The 9902-nt window shown below is 65.7% G+C and carries 10 protein-coding genes; 9 read left to right on the top strand and 1 reads right to left on the bottom strand.

The features are described 5' to 3' along the window. Positions 1-31 precede the first annotated feature (31 nt). A complete protein-coding gene (locus tag ACYPYD_RS25565; protein ID WP_008832881.1) occupies positions 32-1345 on the bottom strand; it encodes an MFS transporter in 1314 nt (437 codons plus the stop codon). A gap of 188 nt (positions 1346-1533) precedes the next feature. Between ACYPYD_RS25565 and cyoA the strand changes: the two genes are divergently transcribed. From cyoA to ACYPYD_RS25520, 9 genes are all read left to right on the top strand, one after another. Then, positions 1534-2868: a ubiquinol oxidase subunit II gene (gene cyoA / locus ACYPYD_RS25560; RefSeq protein ID WP_036525755.1), complete on the top strand. Its 1335-nt coding sequence runs from the start codon at positions 1534-1536 to the stop codon at positions 2866-2868. A gap of 5 nt (positions 2869-2873) precedes the next feature. Then, entirely contained in the window at positions 2874-4886 is a 2013-nt protein-coding gene (gene cyoB, locus ACYPYD_RS25555) for a cytochrome o ubiquinol oxidase subunit I (RefSeq protein WP_202902845.1), read from the top strand. A gap of 3 nt (positions 4887-4889) precedes the next feature. Then, positions 4890-5531 (top strand): cytochrome o ubiquinol oxidase subunit III, encoded by a 642-nt coding sequence (cyoC, locus tag ACYPYD_RS25550; protein WP_036525756.1) that lies wholly within the window; start codon positions 4890-4892, stop codon positions 5529-5531. Next, positions 5531-5923: a cytochrome o ubiquinol oxidase subunit IV gene (cyoD, locus tag ACYPYD_RS25545; protein WP_008831373.1), complete on the top strand. Its 393-nt coding sequence runs from the start codon at positions 5531-5533 to the stop codon at positions 5921-5923. The genes cyoC and cyoD overlap by 1 nt, the downstream gene beginning before the upstream one ends. A gap of 77 nt (positions 5924-6000) precedes the next feature. After that, a complete protein-coding gene (locus tag ACYPYD_RS25540) occupies positions 6001-6642 on the top strand; it encodes an SURF1 family protein (protein WP_036525883.1) in 642 nt (213 codons plus the stop codon). After that, positions 6627-7976: an ATP-binding protein gene (locus ACYPYD_RS25535; protein ID WP_008831371.1), complete on the top strand. Its 1350-nt coding sequence runs from the start codon at positions 6627-6629 to the stop codon at positions 7974-7976. The genes ACYPYD_RS25540 and ACYPYD_RS25535 overlap by 16 nt, the downstream gene beginning before the upstream one ends. Further along, the gene (locus ACYPYD_RS25530; protein ID WP_008831370.1) at positions 7973-8527 is read left to right on the top strand and encodes a response regulator transcription factor; all 555 of its coding nucleotides are present in this window, start codon (positions 7973-7975) and stop codon (positions 8525-8527) included. The genes ACYPYD_RS25535 and ACYPYD_RS25530 overlap by 4 nt, the downstream gene beginning before the upstream one ends. Positions 8528-8668: 141 nt before the next feature. Then, on the top strand, positions 8669-9370 hold the full coding sequence (locus ACYPYD_RS25525) for a Crp/Fnr family transcriptional regulator (RefSeq protein ID WP_008831369.1): 702 nt from the start codon (positions 8669-8671) through the stop codon (positions 9368-9370). A gap of 61 nt (positions 9371-9431) precedes the next feature. Beyond that, entirely contained in the window at positions 9432-9878 is a 447-nt protein-coding gene (locus ACYPYD_RS25520) for a GtrA family protein (protein ID WP_036525757.1), read from the top strand. Positions 9879-9902: the final 24 nt, after the last annotated feature.

The following is a 9902-nucleotide window of genomic DNA, read 5'->3' as shown; positions in this document are numbered from 1 at the left end:
CCCCTTTCCGGTATCGATCCTCGCGTTGGAGTTAGCGGCTGGCGAGTTCCTTGTTCAGCCACAGGGCCAGCAGGGTCGCCAGCGCGCCCGAGAGCAGGTAGCCGCCCGAGGCGATCAGGCCGAAGTGGGTGGAGAGCAGCAGCGCCGCCAGCGGGGCGAAGCCGGCGCCGAACAACCAGGCAAGGTCGCTGGTGAGCGCCGAGCCGGTGTAGCGGTGATCGGTCGGGAAAGCCGAGGCGACGACGCCCGAGGACTGGCCGAACGACAGGCCCAGCAGGATGAAGCCGCCGATCATGAACACCAGCTCACCGGCGGTGCCTGCGTCGAGCAGCTGCGGCGCGAAGCCGCTGAACACCGCGATGCCGACGGCGCAAGTGCCGAGCAGGGTGCGGCGGCCGTAACGGTCGGCGAGGCGGCCCGAGAACAGCACGGCGACGAGGCCGAAGACGGCGGCCAGCACTTCGATCAGCAGGAAGCGGGTCGGCGCTTCCTTGGTGAAGAGGAACACCCACGAGAGCGGGAACACGGTGACCATGTGGAACATCGCGAAGCTGGCGAGCGGGGCGAAGGCGCCGATCAGGACGGTGCGGCCTTCTTTGCTCACGGTGCCCATGACGCTGACCGGCTGCAAGTCGCGGCTTTCGAACAGGGTCTGGAATTCCTCGGTGACGACGATGCGCAGGCGCGCGAAGAGCGCGACGACGTTGATCGCGAGCGCCACGAAGAACGGATAGCGCCAGCCCCACTCCAGGAAGTCGGCGGCGGGCAGCACGGCGATCATGTAGGCGAACAGCGCGCTGGCGACGATGAGGCCGAACGGCGCACCGAGCTGCGGCACCATCGCCCACCAGCCACGGCGGTTTTCCGGGGCGTTGAGCGCGAGCAGCGAAGCCAGGCCGTCCCAGGTGCCGCCGAGCGCGAAGCCCTGCGCGATGCGGAAGATCGCCAGCAGCCAGATCGCGGTGGCGCCCATGGTCTCATAGGTCGGCAGGAAGGCGATCGCGGCAGTGGAGCCGCCGAGACCGAACAGCGCGATCGTCAGCTTGACGCCGCGGCCGTAGGCACGGTCGAGCGCCATGAAGAACAGCGAACCGAACGGGCGCGCGATGAAGGCCAGCGCGAAGATCGCGAAGCTGTAGAGCGTGCCGGTCAGCGGATCGACGAAGGGGAAGAACAGCTTCGGGAACACCAGCACCGAGGCGATGGCGTAGACGAAGAAGTCGAAGAATTCCGAGGTACGGCCGATGATCACGCCGATCGCGATCTCGCCGGGCGAAATCGCGTGGTGCGGCTTGAACGTCGGCAGGCCGAGTTCCTCGCGGGTCGGGGTCGTGGTTGTGCTCATCTGGCGTATCTCGGCCTTCGTCTGGTATAACACGGGAATAAGCGAGAGTCCCGCCCGTCCGCGAATCGCACCGGCGCGACGGACGCGCGGCTTCACAATTGGCCGCCCTATTGTATCTGAAACGCCGTAAGGGGATTGGACAAAATGTCCTATGTTCGCATCCGCAGCACGGGCCTAGGCGACGCGCCATGCAACCGCCCGAGTCACGTCTGAACCCGCCCGGCCGTCGTTTCGGCCCGTTCCGTAACCGCGCGATGCGCGTCGTGGGCGCCCTCGGGCTGACCGCTGCGCTGTCGGCGTGCAACACCCTCGTGCTCAAGCCGTCGGGCGATGTTGCACAGCAGCAGGGCGACCTCGTGGTCGTCGCGACGCTGCTGATGCTGCTCATCGTCGTGCCGGTGATGCTGGCGGTGGTGATCTTCGCGTGGCGCTACCGCGCCAACAACAAAGACGCGAAGTACGAGCCGGACTGGGATCACTCGACCCAGCTTGAGCTGATGATCTGGGCCGCGCCGCTGCTCATCATCATCTGCCTTGGCGCCGTGACCTGGACCAGCACCCACCTTCTCGATCCCTACCGCACCATCGGCCGCATCGACGCCCAGACCCAGGTTTCGCAGGATGCGAAGCCTCTCGAGGTCGAAGTCGTCGCGCTCGACTGGAAGTGGCTGTTCATCTACCCCGAGCAGGGCGTTGCCACCGTCAACGAACTGGTCGTGCCGAGCGGCCGCCCGCTGAACTTCAAGATCACTTCCGCGAACGTCATGAACTCGTTCTACGTTCCGGCGATGGCGGGCCAGATCTACGCGATGCCGGGCATGGAAACGCGCCTGCACGCGGTGATGAACTCGAACGTCGAGTCGGTCGGCTTCTCGGCCAACTACTCGGGCGCGGGCTTCACCCACATGCGCTTCAAGATGCGTTCGGTTTCGGACGCGGACTTCGCCAAGTGGGTCGGTGATGTGAAGACCACGGGCACCAAGCCGCAGCCTGCGGGCGACGTGATCGCCGCCGAAGCGTTCACCGGCGTTCCCGCCAAGCAGATGGGCGGCACCCTCGACCGCGCGGCCTACCTCGAACTCGAGAAGCCGACGCAGAAGGTTCCGGCGATCCGCTTCGCCAACGTCGATCCCAAGCTCTATGACGCCGTCGTCAACATGTGCGTCCAGCCGGGCAAGATGTGCATGAGCGAGATGATGGCTCTCGACGCGCGCGGTGGTCTGGGCAAGGCGGGCATCCGCAACGTGCAGATGCTGTCGTACGACAAGGACGGCCGCGACAGCGCGGTTGCCGAGAGCGCGAACCCCAGCGACGCGGTCAAGCGCGAGCTGGCCTGGGTCCGTGCGCTGTGCGAGCAGATGCCCGGCCAGGTGCGCGACGGTTCCGTCAAGGCGCCTTCCGACCTTCGCTCGCTGAACGGCGCCGGGATCCCCGCGCCGCAGTCGATCGGCTTCGGCGGTGAGGATGCGCCCGCCGCGTCTTCGCCGAAGCCCGCTCACATTTCCCTGAATTCGCGGAACTGACACTCATGGCCATCGAAGCCGAAGCCCATAACCACTGGAGCCCGCTACTCGGGCGCCTGTGGCTGGATGCCATCCCGCAGGAGCCGATCGTGCTCGCGACCTTCGTGGTCGTGATGCTCGGCGGCGCCGCGCTCGTCGCGGGCCTGACCTACTTCAAGCTCTGGGGCTATCTCTGGAAGGAGTGGTTCACCAGCGTCGATCACAAGAAGATCGGCATCATGTACATGATCCTGGGTCTGGTCATGTTCCTGCGCGGCTTTGCCGACGCGATCATGATGCGCGCCCAGCAGGCGATGGCGTTCAACGGCAACGACGGTTACCTCAACGCCCACCACTACGACCAGGTCTTCACCGCGCACGGTGTGATCATGATCTTCTTCGTGGCGATGCCTTTCGTCACGGGCCTCATGAACTACATCGTGCCGCTGCAGATCGGTGCGCGTGACGTCAGCTTCCCGTTCCTGAACAACTTCAGCTTCTGGATGACCACCGCCGGTGCGGTGCTCACCATGATGTCGCTGTTCGTGGGCGAGTTCGCGCAGACCGGCTGGCTGGCTTATCCGCCGCTGTCGAACCTGGCGTACAGCCCGTGGGTTGGCGTCGATTACTACATCTGGTCCCTGCAGATCGCGGGTGTCGGCACGCTGCTTTCGGGCGTCAATCTGGTGTGCACCATCGTCAAGATGCGCGCGCCCGGCATGACCATGATGCGCATGCCGGTGTTCACCTGGACCTCGCTGTGCACCAACATCCTGATCGTCGCCGCCTTCCCGGTGCTGACGGCGGTGATGACGATGCTGACCGTCGACCGCTACCTCGGCTTCAACTTCTTCTCGAACGACTTCGGCGGCTCGCCGATGATGTACGTGAACCTGATCTGGATCTGGGGTCACCCCGAGGTCTACATTCTCATCCTGCCGCTGTTCGGCGTGTTCTCGGAAGTCGTCTCGACCTTCTCGGGCAAGCGCCTGTTCGGCTACTCGTCGATGGTCTACGCCACGCTGGTCATCACCATCCTGTCGTACCTCGTGTGGCTGCACCACTTCTTCACGATGGGTTCGGGCGCGAGCGTCAACTCGTTCTTCGGCATCACCACGATGGTGATCTCGATCCCGACCGGCGCGAAGCTGTTCAACTGGCTGTTCACGATGTACCGCGGCCGCATCCGCTACGAGCTGCCGATGATGTGGACCGTCGCGTTCATGCTGACCTTCACGGTCGGCGGCATGACCGGCGTGCTGCTCGCGGTGCCGCCTGCGGACTTCGTGCTGCACAACTCGCTGTTCCTGATCGCGCACTTCCATAACGTGATCATCGGCGGCGTGCTGTTCGGCATCTTCGCGGCGATCAACTTCTGGTGGCCCAAGGCCTTCGGCTTCAAGCTCAACCAGTTCTGGGGCAAGGTCAGCTTCTGGCTGTGGGTTCCCGGCTTCTGGTTCGCCTTCATGCCGCTCTACATCCTCGGCCTGATGGGCGTGACCCGCCGCATGCGCGTGTTCGACGATCCGTCGATCCAGATCTGGTTCGTCATCGCCGCCTTCGGCGCCGTGATGATCGCCGGTGGCATCGGCGCCATGCTGGTCCAGTTCGCCGTCTCCATCTGGAAGCGTGAGGAACTGAAGGACGAGACGGGCGATCCGTGGAACGGCCGTACGCTGGAGTGGTCGACCTCGTCGCCGCCGCCGGAGTACAACTTCGCCTTCACCCCGCTGGTCCACGACCTCGACGCCTGGGACGACATGAAGCGCTGCGGCGTCCAGCGCCCGACTTCCGGCTTCCGTCCGATCCACATGCCCAGCGGCACGGGGACCGGCCTGATCCTGGCGGGTCTGTCGACGGCGCTCGGCTTCGCGATGATCTGGTACATCTGGTGGCTCGCAGCCGTGTCGTTCGCCGGGATCATCGGCTACGCGATCTTCCATACGTTCAACTACAAGCGGGACTACCACATCCCCGTCGAGACGGTCGAAGCGACCGAGGCGGAACGCACCCGCCAGCTCGCCGCCGCGGGAGCCTGAGACATGACCGCCAACACCGCTCCGACGCACAACCTCGATCAGGCGCAGCTTCAGGCCGCGTTCTACGACCTGAACGAGCATGACCACCCCGAAGGCGGCAGCACCATGCTGGGCTTCTGGGTCTACCTGATGAGCGACTGTCTCATCTTCGCCATGCTCTTTGCGGCATACGGCGTGCTGGGCGGCAGCCTGGCCGCCGGGCCGGGGCCGAAGGACCTGTTCGAACTGCCGCTGGTGGCGCTCAACACCGCCATGCTGCTGTTCTCGTCGATCACTTACGGCTTCGCCATGCTGGCCATGGAGAAGAACAACAAGGGCGCGACGCAAGCCTGGCTGCTGGTCACCGCCGTGTTCGGCGCATGCTTCCTCGGCATCGAACTCTACGAGTTCAGCAACCTCATCCACGAGGGTGCGACGCCGATGCGCTCGGGCTTCCTCACCGCGTTCTTCTCGCTGGTGGGCACCCACGGTCTGCACGTCACCTTCGGCCTGATCTGGCTGTTCACGCTGGTGGTGCAGGTCGGCAAGAAGGGCCTGATCCCGGCCAACAAGCGCCGCCTCATGTGCCTGTCACTGTTCTGGCACTTCCTCGACGTCATCTGGATCGGCGTCTTCACCTTCGTCTACCTGATGGGAATGCTGTGATGGCGAACGAACACGCCCACCCCAACCCCGCCGCGCACGATCACCACGACGAGCACGGCGCGAGCCATGGCTCGATGCGCGAGTACGTCGTCGGCTTCCTGCTGTCGGTCGTGCTCACCGCGATCCCGTTCTGGCTGGTGATGACGGGTGCGATCCCCGACAAGCAGACCACCGCGCTGGTCATCATGGCTTTCGCCGTGGTGCAGATCGTGGTCCACATGATCTACTTCCTGCACATGAACACCAAGTCGGAGAACGGCTGGACGGTCATGGCGCTGATCTTCACGATCGTTCTGGTCATCATCACGCTGTCCGGTTCGCTGTGGGTCATGTTCCACCTCAACACCAACATGATGCCGATGAGCGTCCACGACATGGGCCAGCTGCCCTGACCGAGGACCGCACAACGGCGGCAAAAGGAGCGCGGCGGCCCATCGGGCTTGCCGCGCTTCTGCTAGTGGCCTTCGCGATGTTCGTGGGCCTGGGCATCTGGCAGATCCAGCGGATGCACTGGAAGCACGCGCTGATCGCCCGCGTCGATGCGCGCGTCCATGCCGCTCCACAGGCGCTGCCGGTGGACGGCAGGCTCGGCCCCGATCTCGAATATCTTCGCGTCCGCGTCTCGGGAGTCTATGACGGGCCTGCGACCGCGCTGGTGCGGGCCGCCACGGAACGCGGAACGGGCTACTGGACGATGACGCCGCTGCGCCTCGAAGACGGCAGGCTCCTGTGGATCAACCGCGGCTTCGTGCCCGCCGGGACCACCCGCGCCGACGCCGGAGCCTCGGCGCCTGCGGGCAAGGTGTCGATCGTCGGCCTGCTGCGCCTGCCCGAGCCCAAGGGCAGCATCCTGCAGTCCAACGCCCCGCAGGACGATCGCTGGTACTCGCGCGATACCGCCGCACTGGCGCAGGCGCGCAAGGTGGGCGCCGTCTCCCCCGCCTTCGTCGATGCGCAAGTGGAGCAGGCGAGCACCGCGCCTACGCTCAAGCCCGTACCCGGCCTCACCCAGATCACGTTCCCCGACAGCCATCTCAGCTATGCCCTGACCTGGTTCGCGATGGCGGCGCTGTCGCTGGTCGCGCTCGCCTATACATGGCGCCGGGCGTGATCGAGCGCCTGGCGGCGCTGTTCGCGCCGCCGGAGGTGCCGGGCAGTACGCCGAGCCGCTCCAGCGTCGTCCTGCTCACCCAGCTGCGCTGGACGGCGGTGTTCGGGCAGCTGGCCACCATCGTCGTGGTCTCTGCCGTGCTCAAGGTCCGCCTGCCGCTCGCGCCGCTGCTGCTGGCGCCGCTGCTGCTGATCGTCATCAACCTGACCATCGCGCGGGTCGTGCTGCAGCGCGAATCGTTCACCCAGCGCGAGATGTTCTCGGCGCTGATGATCGACGTCGTCGCGCTGTGCTGGCAGCTTTACTACTCGGGTGGGGCGACAAACCCGTTCACCTTCCTGTTCCTCCTCCAGATCGTCATCGGCGCGATCATCCTGGAGGCGCGCTGGAGCTGGCTCGTCGCGCTCAACGCCTGCCTGTGCATGGCGCTGCTGACCTTCTTCTACGAGCCGCTGCAGCTGCCCGATCGCTTGGCGGGCGATCACTTCCACCTCTACATCTACGGCAGCCTGTTCTGCTTCGTGCTGGCCGCCGTGCTGCTGATCGTCTTCGTCGTGCGGCTCGATCGCAACCGGCGCGAAAGCGATGCGCGCCTCGCCGCCTACTACCAGCAGGCTGCGGAGGAGGACCATATCATCCGCATGGGCCTGCTCGCCTCTGGCGCGGCGCATGAACTGGGCACGCCGCTCTCGTCGATCTCGGTGATCCTGGGCGACTGGAGCCACGAGCCGACGATCAGGGACGATCCCGACATGGCCGCCGACCTTGCCGACGTGCGCCGCGAGCTGGAGCGCTGCAAGACGATCGTATCGGGCATCCTGATGTCGGCGGGCGAAGTGCGCGGCGTCGATCCGGCGGTGACCACCGTGCGCGGCTTCATCGACGATCTCGCCGAGGAATGGCGCACCCGCATCCCCGGCGAACTGCGCGTGATCGACCGCATGGCGGGTGACGTCGAGATCATCGCCGATCCGGGCCTGCGCCAGATCGTCGGCAACGTCATCGACAACGCCATCGAGGTCTCGCCCGACCTCGTGCTGATCGAGGTCTGGCTGGAAGGGGAGGGCGCCGCACGGCAGGTCATGCTGACCGTAAGCGACCGCGGCCCCGGCTTCGCGCCCGAAGTGCTGCGCCGCATCGGCCAGCCCTATATCTCGACCAAGGGGCGCGACGGGGGCGGGCTCGGCCTGTTCCTCGTCGTCAACGTCATCCGCAAGCTGGGCGGCGCGGTCTCGGTGGAGAACCGTGAAACCGGCGGTGCGAGCGTGCAACTGGCGATCCCCCTCGCTACACTGGCGCTCGAAGAACAAGAACAACGGCAGGAGAAGCAATGACCGACACTCCCTCCGCCATCGGCGCGACGGGCGCCAGCCTGCTCATCGTCGAGGACGATCCCACTTTCGCGCGAACCCTGCGCCGCTCCTTCGAACGGCGCGGCTACCGCGTCGCCTCCGCTGCCAGCCCCGAAGAGGCCGACGCGCTGTTCCTGGCGGACAGCTTCGAGTTCGCGGTGGTGGACCTGAAACTCGGCGCGGGTTCCGGCCTCACCGTGGTCGAGGCGCTTCATGCCCATGCGCCGCAGACGCGCATCGTCGTGCTGACCGGCTACGCCAGCATCGCCACCGCCGTCGAGGCGATCAAGCTGGGCGCCTCGCACTATCTCGCCAAACCCTCCAACACCGACGACATCGAGGCGGCCTTCGCGTCGCTGCGCGGCGATGCCAGCGTGCCGGTGGAGGGCCGCAAGACCTCGATCAAGACGCTGGAGTGGGAGTACATCCACCAGACGCTGGTGGAGTGCGAATTCAACATCTCCGAAACCGCGCGCCGCCTCGGCCTCCACCGCCGCACGCTGGCGCGCAAGCTCGAGAAGCGGCAGGTTTGACCCCTTCGACAAGCTCAGGGTGAGCGGAGGTAGCGTAAACCTCCAACCCCGCTCAGGCTGAGCCTGTCGAAGCCCCTGCAGTTTCCCGCGAGCCGCCAATACGCTATACAACCCACGAGAAGCCCCCGGTGATCGGAAACCATGTCCAGCTGTGATCTTTGCGTCGTCCGCAACCGGGCGATCTGTGCCGCGCTCGACGCCGGCGAACTGAACGCGCTCAATGCGATCGGGCGCACGCGCAAGCTGACCGCCGGGGAATCGATCATCTGGGAGGGCGAGGATTCGGTCCTCGTCGCCAATGTCATCGACGGCGTGCTCAAGCTCTCCACCAACACCGAGGACGGGCGCGAGCAGATCGTCGGCGTGGTCTATCCGTCGGACTTCATCGGCCGTCCGTTCGGCGGCACCACCGGGCACGGCGTCACCGCGCTGACCGACGCCAGCGTCTGCGTCTTTTCCCGCCGCGACTTCGACGCCTTCGCGCGCGAGCATCCGGCGCTGGAGCACAAGCTGCTCGAACGCACGCTGGGCGAACTGGACCGCACGCGCCGCTGGATGCTGCTGCTCGGCCGCAAGTCGGCGGCGGAGAAGATGGCGAGCTTCCTCGTCGAGATGACCGAACGGCTCGGCGGCGCGGGCTGCCGGATTGATTTCGAGCATCCGGGGCGGCGCATCCTGACCCTGCCGTTCTCGCGCCAGCAGATCGCCGACGTGCTGGGCCTGACCATCGAGACCGTCAGCCGCCAGTTCACCCGGCTCAAGAACGAGGGCGTGATCGACCTGCCCTCGCGCCGCGAAGTGACGATCCTTGATTTCGACACGCTGGTCGCCGAGGCAGGGTAACGGTTCGTCCCTGTTACCGGCTCGCGGGAAACCATGGCGAGGCGGCGGCGTTGCCACTGGCATGTTTCATTCGCCCATCGTGCCGGGCTCCCTTGGCGCTCACCCGCACTACGGCCTGTTCAGTCGGCACACCGCCGTGCTGTTCGTGCGCAATGCCGTGGCCTCGTGCCTGTGCTTCGCGATCGACATGGCGCTGATCTGGCTGATGGTCTCGCAGCTTGGCATCGACAAGTTCGTGGCGGTGACGTTGGGGTTCCTCTTCGCCAACTCGCTGAATTACGGCCTTGCACGGGTCTGGGTGTTTCGGGAGAGCGATCGCGGGATCTTCACCGGCTATGTCTATTACCTCACCAACGCGCTGGTGGGACTGGCGGTGATCCTCGGCGGTTTCGCGCTGCTGACCACGGTGTTCGACGCGCATTATCTGCTCGCGCGGGTGATCGTCTCGCTGTGTTCGGGCACGCTGGTGTTCATCCTGAACGCGACGTTGAACTTCCACGAAGTGTGAATCGGTAGGATGCGGGAACGTCGT

It is taken from the genome of Novosphingobium sp. 11B (assembly GCF_054589055.1).
This window is presented reverse-complemented; position numbering and strand designations above follow the sequence as displayed.

What these genes read in the sequence shown, in the direction of transcription:
- ACYPYD_RS25565 (WP_008832881.1), bottom strand. Translation starts at nt 1,345, where the DNA reads ATGAGCACAACCACGACCCCGACCCGCGAGGAACTCGGCCTGCCGACG.
- cyoA (WP_036525755.1), top strand. Translation starts at nt 1,534, where the DNA reads ATGCAACCGCCCGAGTCACGTCTGAACCCGCCCGGCCGTCGTTTCGGC.
- cyoB (WP_202902845.1), top strand. Translation starts at nt 2,874, where the DNA reads ATGGCCATCGAAGCCGAAGCCCATAACCACTGGAGCCCGCTACTCGGG.
- cyoC (WP_036525756.1), top strand. Translation starts at nt 4,890, where the DNA reads ATGACCGCCAACACCGCTCCGACGCACAACCTCGATCAGGCGCAGCTT.
- cyoD (WP_008831373.1), top strand. Translation starts at nt 5,531, where the DNA reads ATGGCGAACGAACACGCCCACCCCAACCCCGCCGCGCACGATCACCAC.
- ACYPYD_RS25540 (WP_036525883.1), top strand. Translation starts at nt 6,001, where the DNA reads ATGTTCGTGGGCCTGGGCATCTGGCAGATCCAGCGGATGCACTGGAAG.
- ACYPYD_RS25535 (WP_008831371.1), top strand. Translation starts at nt 6,627, where the DNA reads ATGGCGCCGGGCGTGATCGAGCGCCTGGCGGCGCTGTTCGCGCCGCCG.
- ACYPYD_RS25530 (WP_008831370.1), top strand. Translation starts at nt 7,973, where the DNA reads ATGACCGACACTCCCTCCGCCATCGGCGCGACGGGCGCCAGCCTGCTC.
- ACYPYD_RS25525 (WP_008831369.1), top strand. Translation starts at nt 8,669, where the DNA reads ATGTCCAGCTGTGATCTTTGCGTCGTCCGCAACCGGGCGATCTGTGCC.
- ACYPYD_RS25520 (WP_036525757.1), top strand. Translation starts at nt 9,432, where the DNA reads ATGTTTCATTCGCCCATCGTGCCGGGCTCCCTTGGCGCTCACCCGCAC.